This window comes from Embleya sp. NPDC059237 (genome assembly GCF_042754105.1).
Taxonomy (GTDB): Bacteria; Actinomycetota; Actinomycetes; order Streptomycetales; family Streptomycetaceae; genus Embleya.
This window is the reverse complement of the sequence record NZ_JBHZAE010000023.1, coordinates 1-23694: the sequence shown is the minus strand read 5'-3', so window position 1 is coordinate 23694 and position 23694 is coordinate 1. Positions and strand designations below refer to the sequence as shown.

The 23694-nt window shown below is 72.3% G+C and carries 22 protein-coding genes and 1 pseudogene; 11 read left to right on the top strand and 12 right to left on the bottom strand.

Translation table 11 applies throughout. From position 1 onward, the window contains the following. Positions 1-149 precede the first annotated feature (149 nt). The 3 genes from ACFXKZ_RS44975 to ACFXKZ_RS44965 form a co-directional block, all read right to left on the bottom strand. Positions 150-2240, bottom strand: a complete 2091-nt coding sequence (locus tag ACFXKZ_RS44975; RefSeq protein ID WP_380011537.1) for a GAF domain-containing sensor histidine kinase — start codon at positions 2238-2240, stop codon at positions 150-152. A gap of 217 nt (positions 2241-2457) precedes the next feature. After that, complete coding sequence (locus ACFXKZ_RS44970) at positions 2458-3111, bottom strand: response regulator (protein WP_380011966.1); 654 nt, start codon at positions 3109-3111, stop codon at positions 2458-2460. 233 nt (positions 3112-3344) lie between these two features. After that, complete coding sequence (locus tag ACFXKZ_RS44965; protein ID WP_380011534.1) at positions 3345-3617, bottom strand: hypothetical protein; 273 nt, start codon at positions 3615-3617, stop codon at positions 3345-3347. Positions 3618-3864: 247 nt separating this feature from the next. Here ACFXKZ_RS44965 and ACFXKZ_RS44960 point away from each other — a divergent pair, with 247 nt between their 5' ends. The 4 genes from ACFXKZ_RS44960 (at position 3865) to ACFXKZ_RS44945 (ending at position 7494) form a co-directional block, all read left to right on the top strand. Beyond that, positions 3865-4695, top strand: a complete 831-nt coding sequence (locus ACFXKZ_RS44960) for a hypothetical protein (RefSeq protein ID WP_380011531.1) — start codon at positions 3865-3867, stop codon at positions 4693-4695. Positions 4696-5113: 418 nt separating this feature from the next. Beyond that, complete coding sequence (locus ACFXKZ_RS44955; protein WP_380011528.1) at positions 5114-6193, top strand: dihydrodipicolinate reductase; 1080 nt, start codon at positions 5114-5116, stop codon at positions 6191-6193. Beyond that, positions 6190-6669 (top strand): carboxymuconolactone decarboxylase family protein, encoded by a 480-nt coding sequence (locus ACFXKZ_RS44950; RefSeq protein ID WP_380011525.1) that lies wholly within the window; start codon positions 6190-6192, stop codon positions 6667-6669. Before ACFXKZ_RS44955 ends, ACFXKZ_RS44950 begins: the two co-directional genes overlap by 4 nt. A 114-nt stretch (positions 6670-6783) precedes the next feature. Next, on the top strand, positions 6784-7494 hold the full coding sequence (locus ACFXKZ_RS44945) for a TetR/AcrR family transcriptional regulator (RefSeq protein WP_380011522.1): 711 nt from the start codon (positions 6784-6786) through the stop codon (positions 7492-7494). A 21-nt stretch (positions 7495-7515) separates the two neighbouring features. Here the strand turns inward: ACFXKZ_RS44945 and ACFXKZ_RS44940 are convergent, their stop codons facing one another. After that, positions 7516-7890, bottom strand: coding sequence for a cupin domain-containing protein (locus ACFXKZ_RS44940; protein ID WP_380011519.1), 375 nt, complete (start codon positions 7888-7890; stop codon positions 7516-7518). A gap of 111 nt (positions 7891-8001) precedes the next feature. Between ACFXKZ_RS44940 and ACFXKZ_RS44935 the strand changes: the two genes are divergently transcribed. Continuing rightward, the gene (locus tag ACFXKZ_RS44935) at positions 8002-8442 is read left to right on the top strand and encodes a MarR family winged helix-turn-helix transcriptional regulator (RefSeq protein WP_380011516.1); all 441 of its coding nucleotides are present in this window, start codon (positions 8002-8004) and stop codon (positions 8440-8442) included. Between the two features lie 72 nt (positions 8443-8514). On the opposite strand, the gene ACFXKZ_RS44930 is transcribed toward ACFXKZ_RS44935, so the two are convergent. The 4 genes from ACFXKZ_RS44930 to ACFXKZ_RS44915 all read right to left on the bottom strand — a co-directional run bounded on the left by ACFXKZ_RS44930 (position 8515) and on the right by ACFXKZ_RS44915 (position 13198). Beyond that, positions 8515-9783: an alpha/beta fold hydrolase gene (locus ACFXKZ_RS44930; protein WP_380011513.1), complete on the bottom strand. Its 1269-nt coding sequence runs from the start codon at positions 9781-9783 to the stop codon at positions 8515-8517. A 13-nt stretch (positions 9784-9796) separates the two neighbouring features. After that, the gene (locus tag ACFXKZ_RS44925) at positions 9797-10540 is read right to left on the bottom strand and encodes a GntR family transcriptional regulator (RefSeq protein WP_380011510.1); all 744 of its coding nucleotides are present in this window, start codon (positions 10538-10540) and stop codon (positions 9797-9799) included. Positions 10541-10718: 178 nt separating this feature from the next. Continuing rightward, positions 10719-12122, bottom strand: coding sequence for an aldehyde dehydrogenase family protein (locus ACFXKZ_RS44920; RefSeq protein ID WP_380011507.1), 1404 nt, complete (start codon positions 12120-12122; stop codon positions 10719-10721). Between the two features lie 164 nt (positions 12123-12286). Continuing rightward, positions 12287-13198 carry a dihydrodipicolinate synthase family protein gene (locus tag ACFXKZ_RS44915; RefSeq protein WP_380011504.1) on the bottom strand — a complete coding sequence of 304 codons (912 nt, stop codon included), beginning with the start codon at positions 13196-13198 and terminating at the stop codon, positions 12287-12289. 467 nt (positions 13199-13665) lie between these two features. On the opposite strand from ACFXKZ_RS44915, the gene ACFXKZ_RS44910 reads away from it, so the two are divergent. From ACFXKZ_RS44910 to ACFXKZ_RS44890, 5 genes are all read left to right on the top strand, one after another. Further along, positions 13666-14670, top strand: a complete 1005-nt coding sequence (locus tag ACFXKZ_RS44910; protein WP_380011501.1) for an ABC transporter permease — start codon at positions 13666-13668, stop codon at positions 14668-14670. A gap of 53 nt (positions 14671-14723) precedes the next feature. Continuing rightward, a complete protein-coding gene (locus tag ACFXKZ_RS44905; protein ID WP_380011498.1) occupies positions 14724-16484 on the top strand; it encodes an ABC transporter substrate-binding protein in 1761 nt (586 codons plus the stop codon). A gap of 132 nt (positions 16485-16616) precedes the next feature. Then, on the top strand, positions 16617-17591 hold the full coding sequence (locus tag ACFXKZ_RS44900; protein ID WP_380011495.1) for an ABC transporter permease: 975 nt from the start codon (positions 16617-16619) through the stop codon (positions 17589-17591). Beyond that, a complete protein-coding gene (locus ACFXKZ_RS44895; RefSeq protein WP_380011492.1) occupies positions 17591-18691 on the top strand; it encodes an ABC transporter ATP-binding protein in 1101 nt (366 codons plus the stop codon). The genes ACFXKZ_RS44900 and ACFXKZ_RS44895 overlap by 1 nt, the downstream gene beginning before the upstream one ends. Then, a complete protein-coding gene (locus tag ACFXKZ_RS44890; protein ID WP_380011489.1) occupies positions 18688-19707 on the top strand; it encodes an ABC transporter ATP-binding protein in 1020 nt (339 codons plus the stop codon). Before ACFXKZ_RS44895 ends, ACFXKZ_RS44890 begins: the two co-directional genes overlap by 4 nt. A gap of 121 nt (positions 19708-19828) precedes the next feature. On the opposite strand, the gene ACFXKZ_RS44885 is transcribed toward ACFXKZ_RS44890, so the two are convergent. The 4 genes from ACFXKZ_RS44885 to ACFXKZ_RS44870 all read right to left on the bottom strand — a co-directional run bounded on the left by ACFXKZ_RS44885 (position 19829) and on the right by ACFXKZ_RS44870 (position 23397). Beyond that, a complete protein-coding gene (locus tag ACFXKZ_RS44885; protein WP_380011486.1) occupies positions 19829-20098 on the bottom strand; it encodes a hypothetical protein in 270 nt (89 codons plus the stop codon). A gap of 83 nt (positions 20099-20181) precedes the next feature. Further along, positions 20182-21549, bottom strand: a complete 1368-nt coding sequence (locus ACFXKZ_RS44880; RefSeq protein ID WP_380011483.1) for a sensor histidine kinase — start codon at positions 21547-21549, stop codon at positions 20182-20184. Beyond that, complete coding sequence (locus ACFXKZ_RS44875; protein WP_380011480.1) at positions 21546-22226, bottom strand: response regulator transcription factor; 681 nt, start codon at positions 22224-22226, stop codon at positions 21546-21548. The genes ACFXKZ_RS44880 and ACFXKZ_RS44875 overlap by 4 nt, the downstream gene beginning before the upstream one ends. A gap of 37 nt (positions 22227-22263) precedes the next feature. Beyond that, positions 22264-23397 (bottom strand): MBL fold metallo-hydrolase, encoded by a 1134-nt coding sequence (locus tag ACFXKZ_RS44870; protein WP_380011477.1) that lies wholly within the window; start codon positions 23395-23397, stop codon positions 22264-22266. A 50-nt stretch (positions 23398-23447) separates the two neighbouring features. On the opposite strand from ACFXKZ_RS44870, the pseudogene ACFXKZ_RS44865 reads away from it, so the two are divergent. Next, positions 23448-23694: pseudogene (locus ACFXKZ_RS44865) on the top strand (hypothetical protein); the annotation flags it as partial.

Below are 23694 nucleotides of genomic sequence, written 5' to 3'. Positions count from 1 at the left end.
GTCGATCCCATTCGGCTCGGGTGGCTGTTCGCCCTTCGGGTGGGAATGGTGCGACATGTCGTCCTCCGTAGTGGTTGGGTGGGGATGCGGTGCTCCTGTTCTGCGACCGCTCCTCCACTCTCACGCAGCGCCGTCCCGGGCGCATGTGATCACGGTCCCGGCCCGGTCCGGGGCATGTCCCGGGTGTGTGGGCCGGGGCGCGGGATCACCGCACGCACGGTGGTGCCGTATTCGTCCCGGGTCGCGGTGAAGGTGCCGCCCAGCTCCTCGGCCCGATCGGCCATCGAGCGCAACCCCACCCCACCACCCGCGGCATCGGGGCCGGCCGGGTCGGGAGGCAGGCCCACACCGTCGTCGGTGATCTCGACGGTGACCCGGGTCTCGCTGATCCGGACCGCGAGCGCGGCGCGTCGGGCGCGGGCGTGCCGCACCACGTTGTTCAGTGCCTCGCCGCAGATCCGGTAGACCGCGACCTCGACGGCGGGGGCCAGTTCCGGCGGCGGGTCGGGGTCGAAGGTGATCTCGATCCGGGGGTGCCCGTCGCGGCCGGTGTCCAGGCGGTGTGCGGCGTCGCGGAGCGCGCCGGCCAGGCCCAGGCGCAGCAGCGCGGCGGGGGCGAGTCCGTCGGTGATCCGGCGCAGTTCGGTGATCGCCTCGCCGATCCCCTGCGAGGCGATCACGAGGGTGCCGGCGGCGGGGGTGTCGGGAGGTACGCAGGCTCGGGCGGTGTCGACCTGGAGGCGGGTGCCGGACAGCGCGGGGCCGAGGCCGTCGTGCAGGTCGTGCCGCAACCGGCGGCGGGCCTCCTCGCGGGCGAGCACGATGCGCTCGCGGCTCTCCTGCAACTCCTCGTACAGGCGTAGCGACGCGATGGCGGGGGCGGCCTGGTCGGCGAGGAAACGCAGCAGGTCCGTGTCCTGCCGGTCGAGCGTGGTCTGGCCGACGCGTGGCGGTACGGACAACCGGCCGATGACGGCCCCCTCGTAGGCGAGCGGGAATTCGGTGCGGTCCTCGGAGAGAGTGCCCAGCCGGGCGAGTTCGCGTTCGCCGCGCCGGGTGTCGACGACGACGCTCGCACCGGGTAGGCCGAGGGTGTGTACGACGGTGCGGCACAACAACTCGGGGGCCGCGCCGGGAGCGACCGCGCGACTGAGCTGTTCGGCCAGGTCGCGGACCACCTGGTAGGGCTTGGCGCGTTCGCCGTAGTAGAAGCGATCGACCAGGCGCGCGCCCCAGCCGACGGTCGGGCGCAGCAGCGCACCGATGACGAGCGCGCCGCCGGCCACCACGATGGCGCCGGAGCTGTCGGCGCCGGGCAGGCGGTCGGACAGTTGCACGGCGATCGCCAGGTATCCGCCCATGAGCACCGCGGCCAGCGCGAACGCGGCCAACGCCCGGGAGACGGAGCGGTCCAGATGTCGGCGTCGGTCCCGGGCGAAGGCGTACGCGAAGGAGAGCTGCCACACGACGATGCCCCCGTAGATCAGGAAGTTGTAGATCGAGTCCGAGAGTTCGAGGTGGTAGCCGAGGAATTCCACGGCGAGCCAGAACACGTAGGGCAGCAGCGGCAGGAAGCGCACCGCGTGCGGGCCGGGGGAGCGCACCCAGCGCACCGTCATGATGGTCAGGCTCACGGCGATGACCAGGGGCGGGATCAGATCCTGGTGCGGGGTGACCCATTCGTTCAGCCACCGTTCCGCGTCGGCCCACACGCCCTGGTCCAGGAAGCCGGGCAGCCCGTACCAGTCGAAGCCGGCGTAGTCGCGGTAGGCGTGTACCGCGCTCCACACCACGACCAGCGCGGCCCAGACCCGCACGACGCGGGAGCGTGGCAGTCGGCCGTCGGGGAGCCACAGGGGCAGCGCGTACATGGTGAACAGGTACACGGTGTCGGCGATCAGCCACAGCACGATGGCGAAGGCGGACCACCCCGGACCGGCGTCGGCGAACACCGCGCCGAGCAGGACCGCGTAGCCGACGGTGACCGCGACTCCGGTATAGAGCAGCAGGCGGCCCAGACCGGGCGCGGAGCGACGGGCGAGCACGAACAGGCCGGACAGCGCGAAGCCGCAGCCGAGCAGGACGAACACACCGGTCAGGCCGGGGTTGGGGGCCAGGCGCGGGTCGTCGAGATGGGTGATCAGCAGGACCAGGGCGACCAGGCAGCTCAGCAGGCTGACGGCGCCCGCCCCGTAGACCCGGGCGGGTCCCGCCCGTTGCTCCAGCGCGGTGATGGGCATGTGGCCTCCTCACGGGACGTCGGCGGGGGACGTCGCGGACGAGTGGAGCCGGGGCGCCCCCGGCGGATCCGACGCGTGGGTGCCATCTGCGTTCGCCGGTCCCAGCGTGCGGCTCCCGTGGTCCCGGGCGCGGGAGGCACCGGTCCCGAGGCGGTCCCGAGGTGGGTCGGGACACCGGGGGCCGGGTGAGCGGGGAGCGGCCTTGGCGGGCGCCGATTCAGGGTTCGGTGGGGTGGTCGGCGCCCAGACCGACGTCGCGGGCCCGAGCCACCGCCTCGGCGCGGGTGCTCACGTGCAGCTTTTCGAAAATATGGGTGATGTGGTTGCGCACGGTCTTCTCGGCGAGGAAGAGCCGGCGCGCGATGCGGCGGTTGTCCAGGCCGCGGGCGAGCAGGTCGAGCACCTCGCACTCGCGGTCGGTCAGCTCGGGGAAGACCCGCTCGCCGCCACGCCCTGCGGTGCCCGCGAGCAGTGCGGTCAGCCGGGGTACGGTCTGCGCGCCGAAGACCGCGCCGCCGGCGGCGACGGTGCGCACGGCGTGCAGCACCTCGTCCCGGGCGGCGCCCTTGACCAGATAGCCCCCGGCGCCCGCGCGTATCGCGGCGAGCAGGCTGCCGTCGTCGTCGGACATGGTCAGCACCAGGACCGGCACCGGCGTGTCGGCGACCAGGGCGCGGGTGGCCTCGATGCCCGAACCGTCGGGCAGGTTGAGGTCCATCACGACCAGGTCGGGCCGATGTTCGGCGACCGCCGGGATCACCGCGGCGGCGGTCTCCACCTCGGCGATCACGACGATGTCACCGGCGCTCTCCAGGGCCGCCCGCAGGCCTGCGCGGAACAGCGGATGATCGTCGACGATCACGATTCGCAACGGCACGGACCCGCATTCACCAACCACGCGGTACATACTACGCGTGAACAGACCGTCACATCCCGTAAGTTCCGCATGTGGCGACGCCGGCGCCGCCACCCGGTCGGCCCGAGCCCGCGTGACCTGTCCCGCTGCTGGTGAGCCAATCCCAGTCGTTCTGAACCATCCGGAACGGTTCACATCGCCGGCTCCATGCAGTGAAGTCTGACCAGCAGCGATTCGACGGCGCCCCTTCAGTCCGAAGCGAGCAGGGACAACAGGGAGACCGGGGCGTCGGTCGGCGCGGCGTGCAGGGCCGGCAGGACATCGGCGGCGCCGGTGGCCGGATCAGCGGAGAACCGCAGCATGTGGGCGCCGGGGATCAGGAGTTTGCCCGAGTCGTGGATGCCGTGCCAGGCCAACCGGGCGGCCTGGGCGGTGACCGCAGCGCGTGGTGCGCCGAGCGCGGTGAGTGCGACCGCCGGCCCGGCCCGCCCTTGCAGCAGGCCTGCTTCCCGGACGAACAAGTTCGTGCAGGCCGGCCGGGTACCGGCGACAAAGGCGGTGATTTCGGGGTCGTCCTCGTCGGCCGCCGCGAGGTAGGCGTGGGCAACCGTGGCGATACCGGCGCTGCCCCATACCCAGGTAGACGAGGTAGCGATTGCCCGATCGCTGCACCTGGACGGTTCCGTCCGGTCGGGTCACGCATCGTGACATGTCCTGGGCAAGGGCGGCGCGGGAAGCGCGGAGCCATTGGGTGTCGCCCGTGGCTTGGTGGAGCGCGAGGTGCAGGAGTGCCGGGCCGCTCATGCCGAGGAGCAGTCCGGCCTCGTCCGGTGGGTCTGCCGGTTCGTCGGCCAGGCGCGCACCGATGCGAAGTGCCGCTGTGAGGTTGCCCAGTTTGAGGTGGACGAGCCCCACCCCGGCCGCTCCGGTGGCCAGTCCCCTCGCCGATGGAGGCGGTTCGGCGGCACGGTCGGCCGGTTCGAGGGCTTCCTCGCGGCGGCCGAGGTCCGCCGGCACGGAGGCGGCGCCGTGCAGGCCGTGGAAGAGCCCCCCGCCGGCGTTCGCGTCGGCGCTCCGTGCCGCCGTGAGCAACCAATCGGTGTATGTCTCCGGGACGGGTTCGCCGATTCGGTGGAGGGCGCCCAGTACACCCGCAGCCCCGTGCGCCGGCGTGTGCCCGCCATACGTGAACATCTCGGGGGAGCCCGGGAACAGCCGGTCGGTGCGTTCGGGGGTCGCGGCGGAGAGTACACCGGCTGTCAGGGCCCGACGCAGCGCCGGCCAGTCCGGGTGGGCGGCGAGGCCGTCCAGCCAACCCGCGTCATGGTCGGGAATGCCGAACAAGGCTCGTACGACGTTCTCGTCAAGGTCGGGGGCGGGCACTGGTTCTTCGGCGGGAAACGGGTACCGGTCGATGACCGGTCGCACCATGGTGGTGGCCTTGCCTGGATGCCGCTCCCGCAGCTCGGTCATCGGCATCAGCATCCAGAGCCTGAGCATCCCCAGCGTGTGCAGGTCGGCCTCGGCGCCAGTGAGGTGGGCAGGCGGGGTGAAGCCGGTTGCGCCAGGGCGTGGGGCGGCCGGTTCATCAAGGGCTGAGGCATACTCGAAGTCGATCAAGGCGGCCGAGCCGTCCGGGCGGATGACGACGTTGCCGGGGTGCAGATCCCCGAACGCGATGCCGTTGGCGTGTACGGCAGTGAGAGCCTTCCGGATGCTGCCCACCACACCATCCATCCATGCAACGTAGTCGGCCAGATCCTGTCGGGTGTGCCCGACATGGACCAGATTCGTCGGTATGGCCGGAGATGGGCCGCCATTCGAGGGCGGACCGTAGTCGTTTGGCGCAACAGCCGCAGAGTTCCGCCGGCCCGCCTTCATTGCGACAGGACACCGGTCGCCCCGAGCCCGCGCCACGCCCGCCGATCGACCCGGTTGTGGCGCAACTGCCCCAACCGGTCAGGTTTTCCGGGCATGGCCCTAGGAACCGCCGGCACCCGTCGCTACCCTCCAGCGCATGATTTCCACGGTTGTCTGGGGTACCGGCAACGTCGGTCGCGCGGCCATTCGAGCCGTCGCGGCCCACCCGGCGCTCGACCTCGCGGCGGTGCTCGTGCACAACCCGGACAAGGTCGGCCGCGACGCGGGCGAACTCGCCGGACTCGACGGGACGCTGGGGGTCGCGGCGACCGACGACATCGACGCGGTGCTGGCCGCCGGGCCTGGGGCAGTGGTGTACGCGGCGTCGGGCGATATCCGCCCCGACGAGGCGCTGGCCGACATCGTGCGGGCGATCGAGGCCGGCGCGGTGGTGGTCACCCCCGCCCTGTACGCGCTCTACGATCCGACCAACGCCCCGGCGGAGCTGCGCGATCCGGTGCTGGCGGCGATCGCGGCGGGCGGCGGTTCGTTGTTCGTCTCGGGCGTCGACCCGGGGTGGGGCAACGACGTACTGCCGCTGCTGATCAGCGGATTGGGCACCACGGTCGACGCGATCCGCTGCCAGGAGATCTTCGACTACTCCACCTACGACCAGGAGGACTCGGTCCGCAACCTGGTCGGCATGGGCCAACCCATGGACTACGGCGCGCCGATGTTGTGGCCGGAGATGCCGACCATGGTGTGGGGCGGGCAGATCCGGCTGATGGCCCGGGCGCTCGGGGTGGAACTGGAGGAGATCCGCGAGACGATGGACCGTCGGGCGCTGGAGAGCACGGTGCGGACCTCGACGATGGGCGAGTTCGCGGCGGGCACACAGGGCGCGGTGCGGTTCGAGGTGCAGGGTATCGTCGAGGGCGAACCGCGCATCGTCATCGAACACGTCACCCGGATCCACCCGTCCTGCGCGCCCGACTGGCCGACGCCGCCCGACGGGGCCGGGGCGCACCGCGTGGTGATCGAGGGCCGGCCGCGGATCGAGGTCACGGTGGAGGCCACGGACGAGGGCGAGAACCGATCCGCCGGCGGCAACGCCACCGCCGTCGGGCGCCTGGTGGGCGCCATCGACTGGCTCGTGGCCGCCGAACCCGGGCTCTACGACGCACTCGACATTCCCCTTCGGCCGGCCGTGGGCAAACTGGGAAGGAAACACGCATGAGGATCGACATCCCCGAGGACAAGGACCCGATCGCCTACGTCTGGGGCGAGATGGTGCCGGAGATCGGCATCGCCGCCTCGACCTTCTCGATGAAGGTCTACGACCACAGCACGCTCGGACTGCGTGAGTTCGAGGCCGCGCGGTTGCGGATCGCGCAGATCAACGGCTGTGTGTTCTGCCTGGACTGGCGCACAGAACGGGACGGGGAGAAGGTCGAGGACGGCTTCGACGAGGCGGTTGCGCAATGGCGCACCACCGAGGTCTTCGACGACCGCACCCGGCTGGCCGCGGAGTACGCCGAGCGTTACGCGGAGGACCACCACAACCTGGACGACGAGTTCTGGGCCCGGATGTCCGCGCTGTACAGCCAGGCCGAGATCGTCGAACTGAGCATGGCGATCGGCTCCTGGCTGGCGTTCGGCCGGCTCAACCACGTGCTCGGCCTCGACACGGTGTGCGTGCTGACGCAGCACTGACGCCGAGCGGCCGGGCGCGGTCGCCCCGGTCGCCCGGTCGGCGGGCGACCGGGGCGGATCCCTCCCCATACGAGCGTTCGTATGGATCGGGAAGGCGCGTGGGACGATGGAGGTATGAGTCCGACACGTCCCGATTCGGCAGCCGGGCCGGCCCGCGATCCGGTCGATGCCGACGATCCGGTCGATCGTGTCGACCCGATGGAGCCGGTGGATCCGGTCGCGTCCGGGACGACCGATCGGCGGCTGTTGCGCGGTGCTCGGGCTCGGCAGGTGATCGCGCGGCACGCCGTCGACGTGGCCTCCATGGAGGGGCTGAACGGTCTCAGCATCGGTCGCCTGGCCGGTGACCTGGGGCTGAGCAAGAGCGGCATCGCCACGCTGTTCGGCACCAAGGAGAAGTTGCAGCTCGCCGCCGCGGCCTGGGCGCACGCCGCCTTCCTCGACGCGGTCGTGCGTCCCGCCTCCGCCGCCCCGCGCGGCGCCGCGCGACTGCGGGCGCTGATCGAGCACTGGATCGGCTACGCCGAGACGCCGCTGTTTGCGGGCGGCTGCTTCTGGGCCGCCAACCTCCCCGACTTCGACAGCCGGCCCGGCCCGATCCGGGACGAACTGCTGCAACACCACCGCGGCTGGTTGGCCCTGCTCGCCGGAGAGGTGCGCCAGGCCGTCGAGGCCGGTGAGATCGTGGACCCCGACGCCGACCTGGCGGCGTTCCAGATCGACGCGGTGCTCACCGCGGCCAACACCGCGCTGCGCCTGGGCGACGCGGACGCGCCGGGCCGGGTCCGCCGGATCGTGAACACGCTGCTCGTGCCGCCGGCGTGAGGCGCGGGTGCGCGCGGCGGGTCAGGCGGCCCACGGCGGGGTGAACGGCTCCTGGCCGGCGAGCAGGCCCAGGCCGCCTACCGGGAGGATCGCCACCGCCTCGAACGGGTCCGGGCCGGGATTGGCGAGGGTGAACAGCGTCTCGGCCGGGACGATCAGCGCGTCGCCGGGTCCGAGGTCGAGGGTGTCGCCGTCCATCGTGACGACGGCCCGGCCGGAGAGCGCCACGAAGATCTCCTCCCGGGACAGGGCGTGCGGCGGACCCGCCGCGCCGGGCTTGAGGATTACCCGCCAGGCCGAGTTCTCGCCGGAGCCCCGGCTGGGGGCGGCCAACCCTACGAAGGTGGCGTGGTCGTTGTCGAAGACGGGGGCGTCGGCGGCTTTGACGAGCGGCATGGTGGTTCCTCCGGGTGATATCAACGGCTATGGTGAGCATCTTGAGTGTTCAACCGAGGTTGACAACCAAGGTGTGTAACCAGAGTTGAACATATGCGGGAGAGGTCGTCAATGGATTTCGGATTGTTGCTCGGGCACGCCTACGAGTCGTTCGTCCAGGAACTGCACGCGCACCTGACCGCCAACGGCGCGACCGTCGTGGGCGCGTCGTACGGCTTCGTGCTGCGCACCCTGGACGTGGCGGCGGTCACCACGAGCCAACTCGGCGACCGGCTCGGGATCACCGCGCAGGGGGCGGCGAAGATCGTCGACGACATGGTGGCGGCTGGATACGTGGAACGGCGGCCCGACCCGGCCGACGGTCGGGCCAAGCGGCTGTACCTGTCCCCGCAGGGCCGGGAACTGCTCGATCGGGTCCGGGCGTTCCACGCCGACTTCGAACGCCGCCTGGCCGAACGGCTCGGTGCCGAGGAGGTGGCGACCACGCGCGAGGTGTTGTCCCGCGTCGTGGCGACCACGCCCGACTCCACGCGCCTGTTCCGGTCCGTGTGACCGCCTCCGGACACGATCGAGTCGTGGCGCGCGGACGCGGCACGACTCGGGTTCGGGGTGGGGCGGGCGGGCTCAGACCACGCCGGCCGTCATGTCCATCAGGCGGGACAGGACCGCGTCGCCGGAGGCGGTGACGCCGTCGTGCTCCCACTCGTTGGTGACCCAGGTCCGGACCGCGCCGACCTCGCGGGCGGTGCGCAGGGACAGGCCGGCGTCGACGTACATGTCGTCGTGGTAGACGATCGCCGCGACCGGGACCCGGTTGGCGGCCAGCCGCGCCGGGTCGTACAGCGGCGCCCAGTCGACGCGTTCGGCGAGCAGGTGGGCGGCCTCGGCGAACGGGCGCAGGCCGGCGATCTCGTCGAACATCCAGGGGTGGATGGTCTCGCCGGTGAGCAGCAGCGGGTCCGCGTCGTCGGCGAAGTCCGCCAGCGCGGTGTGGGTCCGCTCGGCGGCCCATCCGGTGGCGCCCGCGCCCTGGGCGTATATGGACTCCTGGAGCACCGCGTACAGCGGGTTGTCGACGAACCCGGTCAGCGTGGCCACCTGGCGCAGGAAGGTGTCGGAGAGTTCGCCGGTCGTGGGGTCCAGGGCCTCGTCGAGCAGCCAGTGCACCCGCTCGAAGCCGTCCCCCATGCCGAACACCTGGCCCAGGGCGCGCAGTCGACGCACCGTCAGCACATCGCCGTCGGGCAGTCGTACGCCACCGCCGGCGACCGCGTCGGCGATCCGGCGCAGCCGGGCCACGTCGTCCGGGTAGCGCTCGCGGAACTCGGCGTTCTTGTCCCGGATGCGCGGGTAGGTCAGCGCGTACACGTCGTCGGCCGTGGCGGACAGGCCGGGCAGGCCGCCGGTGATGTGACAGCGGCGCAGTCCCTCCGGGGCCAGCGACAGGTAGCTGAGCGTGATGAACCCGCCGTAGCTCTGACCGAGCGTCTCCCAGGGCTCGTCGTCGCACAACGCACGGCGGATCGCCTCGGCGTCGGCGACGATCGAGTCGGCGCGGAAGTGCGCGAGGTGGGCGGCCAGTTCGTCGGCTGAGCGGAACCGGGCGGCGGCCCGGGCGGTCACCGGGGCGCTGCGTCCGGTGCCGCGCTGGTCCAGGAGCAACACGCGGTGGGTCCTGGTGGCGTGCCGCAGCCAGCCGGGAGAGCCGGAGATCGGCCGCGGCGACTTGCCGCCCGGGCCGCCCTGGAGGTAGAGCAGCCAGGGGAGCTTCTCGTGGGCGCGGGCGGGATCGACGACCTCGCGGGCGAAGACGTCGATCCGGGGGCCGGTCGGATCGTGGTGGTCCAGCGGCAGCGGGAACACGTGGTCGGTGATCGTGTATCGGTGGTTCATGGGGGAGTTCGCCCTAGTCTTCCGGTGTGGACTCGCGCGCCCGGTCGGACCAGAGCGAGCGGATGTGGCCCAGGTGTTCGCTCATCGCGCGGCGTACGCCGGCCGCGTCTCCGGCGAGCAACAGGTCGAGGATTTCCTCGTGTTCGCGGGCCGAGGCGACCAGCGCGCCGCGTTCGGCGAGTTGGGTGAGGCCGTACAGGCGCGAGCGCTTGCGCAGGTCGCCGACCACCTCGACCAGGCGGCGATTGCCGCCGAGTTCGAGCAGGCCGAGGTGGAACTGGCGGTCGGATTCGAGATATCCGATCAGGTCGCGGCGTTCGGCGGCGGCCACGATGGCGGCGGCCACCGGGCGCAGTGCCTCCAGGGCCGCGTGGTCGGCGGTCTCGGCGAGGCGTTCGATCACCGGGATCTCGATCAGCGCCCGGATCTCGGTGTATTCGTCGAGGTCGCGGCCGGACAGCGCGGTCACCCGGAAGCCCTTGTTGCGGACCACCTCGACCAGACCCTCCTTCACGAGGTCGAGCATCGCCTCGCGTACGGGGGTGGCCGAGACGCGGAACTGGGCGGCCAGGCTCGGTGCCGAGTAGACGACGTCGGGGCGCAGCTCGCCGGCGATCAGGGCGGCACGCAGCGCGTGTGTGACCTGATCGCGCAGACTGCGGTGTTCCCGCACGGACGGCAGGTTCAGCGAGCCCGGGGTGTCCCCGGCGCCGTTCCCGAGGACGTGCCCGCTCGATACTTCGGCGTCCGCGCTCATCTGGTGTGTCCCTCCTCGGGACCGGATACGATCCGGCCTTTGTACGATGTGCAATGGCACAGCGTAGCCGCCACCGCGCCCAAAGCCTCCTTTCCGTCGTGATCTCTTTGTGCGCCGGTGCGCCGACCGGGCGCCCCGGCGGGTCCGGCCGTGGGTCGGCCGTGGGTCGGCCGCGCGGCTACGGCGTGCCGGTGGGGTCCGCCGGGAGCAGGCTCACGGTGCGTACCGAGGTGTAGAAGTCGGCGGCGGCGCGGCCCTGTTCGCGGGGGCCGTGGCTGGATGCCTTGGTGCCGCCGAAGGGCATGTGGAAGTCGACGCCCGTGGTCGGCGCGTTGACCTTGACCAGGCCGGTGTCGATCCGGTCGACCACGGTCAGCGCGGCGTCGAGGTCGCGGGTGTGTACGGACGTGACCAGGCCGTGCGGCACGTCGCGGGCCAGTTCCAGGGCCTCGGTGAGGTCGGCGGCGGTCTGCAGGACGGCGACCGGGCCGAAGACCTCCTCGCGCAGGATCGGGTGGCCGGCGGGGACCCGCTCCAGGATGGTCGGGGCGGTGTACCAGCCCGGGCCGTCGGGGGTCTCGCTCGTGGCCAGGACCCGGGCGCCGGCGCCGGTCGCGGCGTCGATCGCGGTGCGTACCCGGTCGCGGGCCGCCTCGCCGATCACCGGTCCGCACACCGTGGCTGCGTCGCGGGGGTCGCCCACGGTCAGGGCGCGCGCGGCGGTGGTCAGGGCCGCGCGCAGCGGCTCGGGGTCGCCGACCACGATGATCCGGCCGGTGGCGGTGCACTTTTGGCCCGCGTAGCCGAACGCGGCGGCGATCAGTTGACCGGCGGTGGTGCGCACGTCGGCGTCCGGGAGCACCAGCGCGGCGTTGCAGCCGCCCAACTCGGCCTGTACCGGGATGCCCCGGGCGGTGGCGGCGCGGACCACCTCCTGCCCCACGGCGGTGGAGCCGGTGAAGGAGACCACGTCGGCGGTCTCGACCACGGCCGCGCCGGTGGCCGCCTCGCCGGGCAGCACGGTGAACACGTCGGCGGGCAGCACCTCGGCCAGCAGTTCGGCCAGGCGCAGCGCGCAGCCCAGGGCCTGCGGGGCGGGCTTGAGCAGGACGGCGTTGCCCGTGGCGAGCGCGGGCGCGGCCTTCCAGAGTGGGATGGCCAGCGGGAAGTTCCACGGCGTGATCAGCCCGGCCACGCCGTGCGGGCGGCGGCGGGTGAGCAACAGGCCGGGGCCGGCGGCGGGTTCGTGCACCGTGCCGACCGGGTCGTAGGCCTGCTGGGCGTTGTGGCGCAGGATGGCGACGGCGCGGGCGACCTCGCCGCGGGCCTCGGCGATCGGCTTGCCGACCTCGCGCACGATCAGGTCGGCGAGGTCGCCGGCTGCGGCGGCGATCCGGTCGGCGGCGGCGTCTAGCGCGGTGCAGCGGGCGCCGGCGCCGGCGTCGAGCCAGGCCCGCTGGGCGATCCGGGCCCGCTCGGCGGCCCGACGCACGTCGGCGGGCGCGACGGCCGGCGCCTCGGCGACCTGCGTGTCGGGGGCGGCGGGGTCGTGGCTGCGGACGGGCGGTGCGGTGGTGGTCACGATGGCAAGCCCTTCGGGAAGGGAACGGCGGGGGTGGTCGGCGTCGGTGCGGCCGGTCGGCGGCCCGCGACGGGTGTGGCTCGGAGCGGTGCCCGGGGTGGGCGAGAGTGGCGTCGCGGGCCGGAGGCGGGTGGGGGCCGGCCCGTCGAGGGCCGGTGGGTCGGTCAGCTCAGCCCGGCGGCGACGGCGCGTTCGGTGGCTCGGCGCACGGTGTCCTGGGCCTCGGCGGAGAGCGGGCGGCGCGGAGGACGGCAGGGGCCGCCGGGCTTGCCGACCACATCCATCGAGAGCTTGATCGCCTGGACGAACTCGGTGCGGGTGTCCCAACGCAGCAGCGGGTGCAGGATGTCGTACAGCTCGCGGGCGCGGACCAGGTCGCCGGCGCGCGTGGCGTGGTACAGCTCGGCGCAGGCGGTCGGCAACACGTTGGAGAAGCCGCCGATCCAGCCCTTGGCGCCGCCGACGGCCAGCTCCAGGAGCACATCGTCGGCACCGGCCAACAGGTCGAGGTCGGGGGCGAGTTCGGCGATCCGGTAGGCGCGTCGGGTGTCGCCGCTGAACTCCTTGACGCCGACGATGTGGCCGTCGGCGTGCAGCTTGGCGAGCAGTTCGGGGGACAGGTCGACCCGGGTGTCGAACGGGTTGTTGTAGGCGACGATCGGCAGGCCGACGGCGGCCACGTCGGCGTAGTGCGCGTGCACCTCGGCGTCGTCGGCGCGGTAGGCGTTGGGCGGCAGCAGCATGACCGCGCGGGCGCCGGCCTCGGCGGCCTGTTCGGTCCAGCGGCGCGCCTCGGTGGAGCCGTACGCGGCGACTCCGGGCATCACCCGGTCGCCGCCGATGGCCTCGATCGCGACCTCGACCACGCGGGCGCGTTCCTCCGGGGTGAGGGTCTGGTACTCGCCCAGGGATCCGTTGGGCACCACGCCGTCGCAGCCCGCCTCGACCAGCTCGCGCAGGTGCTCGGCGAACGCGTCGTAGTCGATGCTCAGGTCGGCCCGCAGCGGCAGCGTGGTGGCGACCATGAGGCCGCGCCAGGGGTGCAGGGTGCGGTCGGTGGTGGTCGGTGCGGACATGGGAACTCCTTGACGGGTGAGGCGAATCGGATGGTGGCGCGCACTGCGGAGGCGGCCCCCGGGCGCCCTCGGCGAGCATTCGCGCGGGCCCGGCGCGGGCCGAGGGGCGGGTGACGGAGGAGGGCGGGAGCCGGTCGTCGGCGAGGCGAACGACCGGCACCCGGGCGCCGGGGCCGGGGGTGCGGCGCCGGTGCCGGTCCATGTCGGCTCGTGCGACGTCGTTGTCGCAGGGCTCCGCTCCGGTCACCTCAGTACAATGTCACATGGCTCCAGTGTTGCGCCAGCCCTCCGTCGGAGGCGGCCAAAAAATGGCCGCGAGGGTAAAGCCGCAGGTGGAAGGTAAAGGAAAGGTAAATACAATGTCGCACCTCAAATGTGACACGGCCTAAACCTTGACCCCTGGATCACCCGTGGGCAGAGTTCCCCACCACCACCCACCCCGCCGCCTCCCGAGAGGCTCGCCAAACATGACCACCCTCGCGCCCCCCACGGATCCGCCGGTCGAGGAGGATCCGCCCATCACCCGACCGGCCCCCGCCGGGCTGCGCCCCTCGCAACTCGCCTGGCGACGCTTCCGGCGCGACCGCACCGGGATCGCCGCCGCCTGCGTCGTCGCCGTCTTCGTCGTCGCGGGCCTCGGCGCACCGCTGTTCGCCAAGCTCTACGGCAAGGACCCGTACACCACCTACGGCCAGAACCGCCCCGGCCTGCTCAACGAGTTCGGCTTCCCGATCGCCCCCAACGGCGGCATCTCCGGTGACTTCTGGCTCGGTCTCGAACCCGGCCTCGGCCGGGACGTGCTCACCCAACTCCTGTACGGCATCCGCACCTCGCTGCTCATCTCGCTCGCCGTGGTCGTGGTGGTCACCGTGCTCGGGGTGCTGGTCGGGGTGACCGCCGGATACCTGGGCGGCGGCACCGACTTCGTCGTCGGCCGGGTGATCGACGTGATGCTCAGCTTCCCCTCGACGTTGTTCTTCATCGCCTTCACGCCGGTGGTCACCTCGCTGCTCACCGAACCCGGCGAACAGATGTCCTCGGTCCTGCGGGCGGGGGTGATCATCGCCGTGCTCGCCGCGTTCGGTTGGGCATCGGTGGCCCGCCTGCTGCGCGGTCAGGTGTTGTCCCTGCGCAACCGCGAATACGTCGAGGCCGCCCGGGTGATCGGGGCCTCGCCCGGCCGCGTGGTGCTGCGCGAACTGCTGCCCAACCTGGTCACCCCGATCCTGGTCAGCGCCTCGATGGCGGTGCCGTCCTACGTGACCACCGAGGCGGCGCTGTCCTACCTCGGCGTGGGCATGGTCGAGCCCACCCCCGACTGGGGGCGGATGTTGCTCAAGGGCGCCGAGGTCTACAAGACCGACATCACCTACATGTGTGTGCCGGGCATCTCGATGCTCGTGTTCGTCGTCGCCTTCAACCTGCTCGGCGACTCGGTCCGCGACGCGCTCGACCCGAAGAGCGACCGTTGACCACCGCGCTCCTCGCGATACCGCACCAGCACGGCAAACCCTCGGAAGGAACCATGACCCTGCGCACCGGTACCACCAGAGCCACGCTCGTCACGCTGGTCCTCGCCCTCGGCGCGGCCGCGTGTTCCAGCGGCGGCGGCAGCTCCGACGGCGGAGGGCCCGGCAAGGGCGCCGCTCCCAAGGCCCAGGTCCGCGCGGTGTCGATCGGCGCCGCCGCCGAGTCGAAGGGTCCGGCCAAGGAACTCCCCGGCGCCAAGCCCGGCGGCACCGCCACGGTTTTGGAGCGCGCCGACTTCAACCACCTCGACCCGGCGCGCGTCTACGTCTCGCACGAGCAGACCGCCGAACTGCTGATCTCGCGTCAGCTCACCACGTACAAGCAGGAGGGCGACCACACCACGCTGGTCGGCGACCTGGCCACCGACACCGGCACCAGCCCCGACGGCGGCAAGACCTGGACCTTCACCCTCAAGGACGGGCTCAAGTACGAGGACGGGTCGCCGATCACCGCGCAGGACGTCAAGTACGGCATCGAGCGCTCCTTCGCCAAGGAGATCACCGGCGGCCCGACCTGGATCCAGGAATGGCTGGTCGGCAACACCGACTTCCGTTCGGTCTACGACGGCCCGTACGGGGGCCGCGAGTTGGACGCGATCAAGACCCCCGACGCGCGCACCGTCACCTTCGCGCTGCCCGCGCCGCGCGGCGACTTCCCGTTCGCGGTGGCGATGCACACCAGCACCCCGGTGCCGCGCGCCAAGGACACCAAACTCGAGTACGACAAGCACCCGTTCTCCAGCGGCCCCTACAAGATCTCCGGCCGCGAGATCGACAAGTCCATGACCATGGTGCGCAACGAGCACTGGGACCCGAACACCGACGCGGTCCGGCACGCCTACCCCGACCAGTGGAAGTTCGAGTTCGGCGCGTCCAACCAGCAGATCAACGAGCGGCTGATCGCGGCGAACGGCAACGACCGCAGCGCGATGACGTTCCGTGTCGCGGTCGGCCGCGAGGTGGCCCAACAGGTGCTCACCACACCGGAGTTGAAGGCCCGCACGGCGGACGCGGCGACCCCGTACACCGAGTACTTCGAGATGAACAACCGGCGCCTGACCAACCCGAAGGTGCGCCAGGCGCTGATCGCGGCGTTCCCCAAGGAGCAGGTGCGACAGATCCTCGGTGGCCCCGCCTACGGCGAGTTCGCCACCACGCTGATGGGCCCGACGGTGCTCGGCTTCGAGTCGTACGACCTGGCGGGTGTACCGCCCACGGGTGATGTGAACAAGGCCAAGCAGCTGCTCGCCGAAGCCGGCACGCCCAACCCCACCATCACCTACGCGTACAACCAGACCCCCATGTGGGAGCAGGTCTCGGTGACCATCGTCCAAGCCCTCCAGCAGGCCGGCTTCAAGGTGGTCCCGCAGCCGATCAACGACAAGAGCTACTACACCGAGATCGGCCGGATGGACAACAAGTACGACCTGTACTGGGCCGGTTGGGGCGCCGACTGGCCGAGCGCGGCGACCGTGCTCCCGGCCAAGTTCGACGGCCGCAAGATCATGGACGACGGCTCCGTGTACAGCCTGTACAACAACCCGGCGATGAGCACCGAGATGGACCGGATCACCGCGATGTCGGACGTGGTCGCCGCGGGCAAGGAGTGGTCGAACCTGGAGAAGAAGATCATGGCCGACGCCCCCGTGGTGCCGTTCGTCTACCGGCGCCAACTGACCCTGTACGGCCCCGGCCTGGGCGGCGTGCGGGTCGGCTTCATCGGCTCGACCTACCCGATCGACGTCTGGGTCAAGTAGCCCCGGGCGAGGCGGCCCCGGCTCCGGCCGGCGCCGCGGGCGGGAGGGTTTCCCCCTTCCCGTCCGCGGCGCCCGCGCCGCCGGGCCGCCCGGCCACTCCCAGGTCCGACCTCCAGTGAGGGCCCCATCCCCATGTTCCGATTCCTGGTGCAGCGACTGCTCGGCGCGGCGCTGATCCTGTTCGTCGTCTTCACCGTCACCTTCTTCCTGTTCTTCGCGATGCCGGACGATCCGGCACGGTTGTCCTGCGGCAAGACCTGCACCCCAGAGACGCTGGCGCTGATCCGCCGCGACCTCGGCCTGGACGAGTCCGTGCCGATGCAGTACTGGCACTACATCGTCGGCGTCTTCGCCGGCCGCGACTTCGGCGCCTCGCACTGCTCCGCGCCGTGCCTGGGCTACTCGTTCGTCAACCACGAGCCGGTCCTCGACACCCTGCTCGACCGTTTCCCGGCCACCCTCTCGCTGGCGCTCGGCGCCTCGGTGATCTTCCTCGGCGTCGGCGTCATGATCGGCATGCTCGCGGCGCTGCGGCGCGGCACCTGGCTGGACAAGTCCACCATGGCGCTGTCGCTGATCGGCGCGTCGGTGACGATCCAGTTCCTCGGCGTGATCGCCCGCTACGTGTTGGTCGACCAACTGCGCTGGTTGCCCAAACCCGAATACCTGCCGTTCACCGGTGATCCCGGCGGCTGGATGGGCGGGTTGTTGCTGCCGTGGCTGACGCTGGCCTGCGTCCAGGCCGCGGTGTACGCCCGACTGACCCGCGCGTCGATGATCGACGCGCTCGGCGAGGACCACGTACGCACCGTGCGGGCGAAGGGATTGACCTCGCGTCAGGTCTACCTGAAACACGCGTGGCGCGGCGCGATCACCCCGGTGGTGACCGTGTACGGCATCGAACTGGGCGTGCTGCTCGGCGGCGCGGTGGTCACCGAGACCACCTTCAACATCCCCGGCATCGGCAAGCTCGCCGTCAACGCGGTCGCCAACTCCGACCTGCCGATGATCACCGGAGTGGTGCTGATCGCCGCCACCGCCATGGTGCTCGCCAACGTCGCGGTGGACGCCGTGTACGCCGTCATCGACCCCCGGGTGCGTGTGTGATGACCTCTCCGCTGCTTGCGGTCCGCGACCTGCGGGTCCGCTTCGCCACCGAGGGCGGCGTGGTCAAGGCCGTCGACGGTGTCTCCTTCGACGTCGAACGCGGCCGTACCCTCGGCATCGTCGGCGAGTCCGGCTCGGGCAAGAGCGTCACCAACCTCACCCTCCTGGGCCTGCACAACCCCGCCCGCACCACCGTCGAGGGCAGCGCCGTCCTGGACGGCACCGAACTGGTCGGCGCGTCCGAACGCACCCTGCGGGACCTGCGCGGACAACGTGTGTCGATGGTCTTCCAGGACCCGCTCACCGCGCTCTCCCCCTACTACACGGTGGGCGCGCAGATCGTGGAGACCTACCGGCGCCACACCGGTGCCGGCCGCCGCGAGGCGCTCGACCGGGCGATCGAGATGCTGGACCGGGTCGGCATCCCCCAGGCCGCCCGACGGGCCCGGGAGTATCCGCACCTGTTCTCCGGGGGTATGCGCCAGCGCGCGATGATCGCCATGGCACTGGTGTGCGAACCCGACCTGCTGATCGCCGACGAGCCCACCACCGCGCTCGACGTCACCGTCCAGGCCCAGATCCTCGACCTGCTCGGCGAACTCCAGGCGCAACTGGGCACCGCGATCATCCTGGTCACGCACGACCTCGGCGTGGTCGCCGACGTCGCCGACGAGGTGCTGGTGATGTACGCCGGCCGGGCGGTCGAACTCGGCCCGGCGGCGGAGGTGTTGGAGACCCCGAAGCATCCGTACACCCGGGGTCTGCTCGCGTCGGTACCGCGGCTGTCCGACCCGCTGGACCGCCCGCTGCGACCGGTGCCCGGCGCACCGCCCAGCCTGCTCGCGCCGCCGCCCGGCTGCGCCTTCCACCCGCGCTGCGCCCAGGTGATCGCGGGGGCCGGATCGCCGTGCCGCACCCAGGCGCCGGTGCTCGTGGGGGAGGGCGACAGCGGACATGCGGCCGCCTGTCACCTGGATGCGGTGCCCGTAGCGGTGGGGGCCGGGTCGGTGGCGGTAGCGGCGGCGGGGGTCGGGTCCGCGGAACGAGAGCAGGAGCGGGCGCAGGTGCCCGACGCGCGAGAAGGCGGGAAGAACGTATGAGCACATCCGAGGCGCCGCTGCTCGAAGTGGCGGGACTGACCAAACACTTCCCCGGGCCACGCAGTCTGCTCCGCCGCCGAGTCGGAGCCGTCCGCGCGGTGGACGGCATCGACCTCACGGTCGAGGCCGGGGAGAGCATCGGACTGGTAGGCGAGTCGGGCTGCGGCAAGTCGACCACCGGGCGGCTGATCACCCGCCTGCTCGAACCGAGCGCGGGCACGATTCGGTACCGGGGCCAGGACATCACCCATGCCTCGCGCCGCGAACTCGCGCCGATCCGGGCGCAGATCCAGATGGTGTTCCAGGACCCGTACTCGTCGCTGAACCCCCGGCACACCATCGGCGGCATCCTGCGTGCCCCGCTGGACGTCAACAACATCGACCCACCCGGCGGTCGGCGCAAGCGGGTTCAGGAACTTCTCGACACCGTCGGCCTGAACCCCGAGCACTACAACCGCTTTCCGCACGAGTTCTCCGGCGGACAGCGGCAACGCATCGGGATCGCCCGGGCGTTGGCCGCCGGGCCCAAGCTGATCGTGGCCGACGAGCCGGTGTCCGCGCTGGACGTGTCCATCCAGGCGCAGGTGATCAACCTGCTCGCGGACCTGCGGCGCGATCTGGGCATCGCGTTCGTGTTCATCGCGCACGACCTGGCCGTGGTCCGGCACTTCTGCGACCGGGTCGTGGTGATGTACCTGGGCCGGGTGGTGGAGAGCGCGGAACGCGGCGCGCTGTACGAGAACGCGCATCACCCGTACACGCACGCCCTGTTGTCGGCGGTGCCCGGCGCGGTCGGGCCGGACGGGGGTCGGCGCGAACGTATCCGGTTGACGGGCGATGTGCCCAGTCCGATCAACCCGCCCTCGGGCTGCCACTTCCGGACCCGCTGCCACAAGGCGCAGGACGTGTGCGCGACGACCGCACCGCCGTTGACCGCCCTGGCGGGGGATCCCGGGCATCGGGTGGCCTGTCACTTCCCTTCGCCCGCCAAGACGTTGGCGTCGGTGGGGGGATAGGACCCCGGCCGGACGGGGGCGGCCGGACGGGGGATGGGGGGATGGGGGACGGGGCGGGCGGCCGGTCATGGCTTTGGCGGGCCGCCCGCCCCGTGGGGGCGCCGGTGAAGGGCCGATCCCTTCACCGACGTTCGGTGTTCCGGTGCCACCACCGCCAGGCCCGCTCGACCGGCTGCCAGGCGGGGTTGCCCACCGATTCGACGGTGGGCCGACGCGGCGCCGGTTGGTCATGCCGGGCGGCGTCGGGACCGAACACCGCGGCCGGTACCACGATCACGATCACCACGGCCACCACGATCGGCACCAGCACCCGACGGGCGGTGCGGGACGGAGGTTTCGGGCGGCGGGCGTCGGAGCGGCGGGAGTCGCCGTGGCCGGGTGTGACGGACATGGGGAGAGTTTGGCGCGGCGTTCATGAGGATTTCGTGATGTGGCCTTGATATGGCCGGAGCGGCGGCGCCGGGGCGGGTCGGGTCAGGGCTCGCGGGACTCGATGGGTTCGCGGGGCGGTTCGGGGCGGGATTCCGGGGGCGGTTCGGTCGGCAGGCGGAGTTCGGCGACGGCGCCGCCGCCGGGGGCGTCGGTGATGCGGGCGGTGCCGCCGTGCAGGTCGGCCACCCAGCGCACGATCGCCAGGCCGATTCCGGTACCGCCCGTCGGGCCCATCGCGCGTCGCTCGAAGACCCGCTCGCGGTCGCCCTCGGCGACCCCGGGCCCGCGGTCGCGCACTCGTACCGCGCCGTCCGCGACCTCGACGTCGATCGCGGCATCGCCGCCGCCGTGCTTGAGCGCGTTGTCCACCAGGTTGCGCACCGCCTGGGCCAACAACTCCGGATCGCCGCGTACCACGGTCGGCTCGGTCCGTACCACGAACCGCGCCCCGGACGGCGGCAGTTCGTCCACCACCTGCTCGACCAGCTGATCGAGCCGCAGCGCCTCGCGCTCCACCTCCTGCGTCCCGGCCTGGACCCGGGCCCGCACCAGCAATCCGGTGACCAACCGGCCCAGCTGATCCACCAGGCGCGTTGCGCGGGCCAGTTCCCTCGGCGCGGTGTCCGGCGCCGCCGCGCCCGCGGAGGTGACCAGACGCAACGTGGCCAACGGGGTGCGCAGTTCGTGCGCGGCCTCGGACAGGAACTGCTCCTGCTGCTCCAGCGTGCGCAGTGCGGGCCGCATGCTGCGCCCGGACAGCAGGTGCCCGGCCAGGCCCGCCGCCGCGGCCAGGGCGAGGCAGCCCAGGAACAACCAGCGCACGAGCCGGTCGTGGTCGCGCCGCCCGGGTCCCGGGTCGGCGACGGCGATCAGCGCCGCGTCGACACGGTCGCCCTCCCACACCGGCGCCGCGGCCACCCGCACCGTGCGGCCGTCGCGCCCCTCGGCGTCCCAGGCCACCGCCGACTGCACCTCCCGGGCGTCCGCGCCGATCTCGGTCAGTTGCTCCGCGCTCGGCAGCAGCGGCGAGTCGGCGGGTTCGGCGTAGGAGCGTCGGGGCACCCCGGCCGGATCCCATTCGACCACGGCGATCGCCACGTCCCCCTCGACGAGTTCGTCCTCGTGCAGCGAGTCCAGGCGCAGCGTCCCGTCCTCGTAGTAGAGCGCCCGGGACAGGCCCGACACGCGGCGGTCGAGGTCGTTGTCCAGCTCGCGGTCCCGGGATTGGCCGTCGATGGACCCGGCGACCACGGCGAGCACGACCAGGCAGACCGCCGTGGTGAGGGTGAACAGCGCGGTCAGCGTCCAGCGCAGGCGGCGCAGCCGGGTGACGGCGGGGCGGAGGGGCCGGCCGGCACGGGTGGGCGGCGGGTTCGGTGCCCGGGTCGCCGATCGTGCGCGAAATCTCACGGGGTGCCGGCCGCTTCGTCCGCGCCGATCACGAAGCCGACGCCGCGCACCGTCCCGATCAGGGCCGGTGGGCCGAGTTTGCGGCGCAGTTGGGCGATCACCGCGTCCACGACGTTGGACATCGGTTCGGCCATCTCGTCCCAGCAGCACTCGATCAGGTCGGCGCGTGGCACCACCTGTCCGGCGCGGGCGGTCAGCAGTTCCAGGACCGCGAACTCCTTCACGGTCAGCGTGAGCAGCACCCCGGCCCGGCGCACCCGGCGGCGGGCGGTGTCGATCTCGACGTCGCCGACCACCGAGACCGGCGGCCGGGGCTGCTCGGCGCGGCGGCACAACGCACGTACCCGGGCGGCCAGTTCCTCGAAGACGAAGGGCTTGACGAGGTAGTCGTCGGCGCCGCCGTCGAAGCCCGCGAGCCGGTCGGGCACGGCGTCCATCGCGGTCAACATCAGCACCGGGGTACGTGCGCCCGCCGCGCGCAGCCGGCGGACCAGGTCCAGCCCGTCGCCGTCGGGCAGGCCGCGGTCGACGACCAGGCAGTCGTAGGTGTTGACCGCGACCTTGAGGTCGGCGTCGCCGATGCGCCCGGCCGCGTCCACCGCGAACCCGACCGTTTGCAATCCGGACACCACGGCCCGACCCAGATCCGGATCGTCCTCCACCACGAGCACACGCATGATCGTGAGCTTAGGCCCTGCCCGGCGGGGGCTCGGGTCAGCGGGTCCGGGCGGGGTCCGGGCCGCGGGTGAGTTCCCACCACGGGCTGACCTGGGCGGCGTCGTCGGTGTCGACCCGATCCCCGGGGCGCGGGATGGCCAGCCGTACGTCCTTGGCCTTGGCCTCCTGCCACAGCCGGTCGACCGGTTCGGCCCACGGATGCAGGGCGAGGTCGAAGGTCGCCCAGTGCACCGGGAGGAGCACCTTCCCGCCCAGGTCCAGGTGGGCGGCGACGGCCTCTTCGGGGTTCATGTGGATGTCGGGCCAACTCGGGCTGTACGCGCCGATCGGCATCAGGGTCAGGTCGAAGGGGCCGTGCGCGGCGCCGATCCGGGCGTAGCCGTCGAAGTAGCCGGAGTCGCCGGCGTAGAACACCCGGCGCTCGGCGCCCGCGACCACCCACGAGCCCCACAGCGTGTCGTTGCGGCGCAGGGTGCGGCCGGAGAAGTGGCGGGCCGCGGTGGCGATGAAGCGCAGGCCGGCGACCGTGGCGTCCTCCTCCCAGTCGAGTTCGACGATGCGGTCGGCGGGGACGTTCCAGCGCTCCAGGTGGGCGCCGATGCCGAGCGGGACGAGGAAGGGCGCGGTCTGGGTCGCGGTGAGCGCGCGTACGGTGGCGCGGTCGAGGTGGTCGTAGTGGTCGTGCGAGATGACCACCGCGTCGACGGTGGGCAGGGCGGCGAGCGGGACCGGCAGCGGATGCATCCGGCGGGGGCCGACGAGCTGCGACGGCGAGACGCGGTCGCTCCACACCGGGTCGAAGAGCACGCGGCGGCCCTCGATCTCGACCAGGGTGCTCGCGTGGCCGTACCAGACGGCGCTCACCCCGTGTGGGGACTGCGGCACGGTCGGGGCGGCGACCAGGGGTACGGGCGCGGCGGGTCGGCGCAGGTCACGGTCGCGGAGCAGGTCCGCGATCAGGCCGGGCGCGCTGCCGGCCGCGACGAGGGCGGCGGGTACGGGGTTGTGGAACGCGCCGTCCCGGAACTGCGGCGAGCGTTGCATGCGGGCCAGGCGTTCGCCGTCGGCCTTGCCGCCGAGCTCCGCCGGGACGTCCCGCAACGCCCAGCCGGCGGCGGCCAACGCCAGCCCACCCGCGACCAGTCGGCCCGCCGATCGGATTCCCGCCATCGATCACACTCTCCTCGTGTCGTCCTCAGGCACTTCAACCGACGACGGGTGTGACACGTTCCCCAAACCACGAATCCCGACGCATCCACGTGGCCCACGGCGATCACCCGGCCCGCGCACCGCCGGCCGACCCCGGCTCCGCGCGCCTGGCCACCCCGCACCCACCGCGTCCACCGCGTCCGCCGCGCCTGCCGCGCCTGCCGCGTCCGCCGCGCCTGCCGCGCCTGCCGCGTCCGCCGCGCCTGCCGCGCCTGCCGCGTCCGCCGCGCCTGCCGCGCCTGCCGCGCCTGCCGGGCC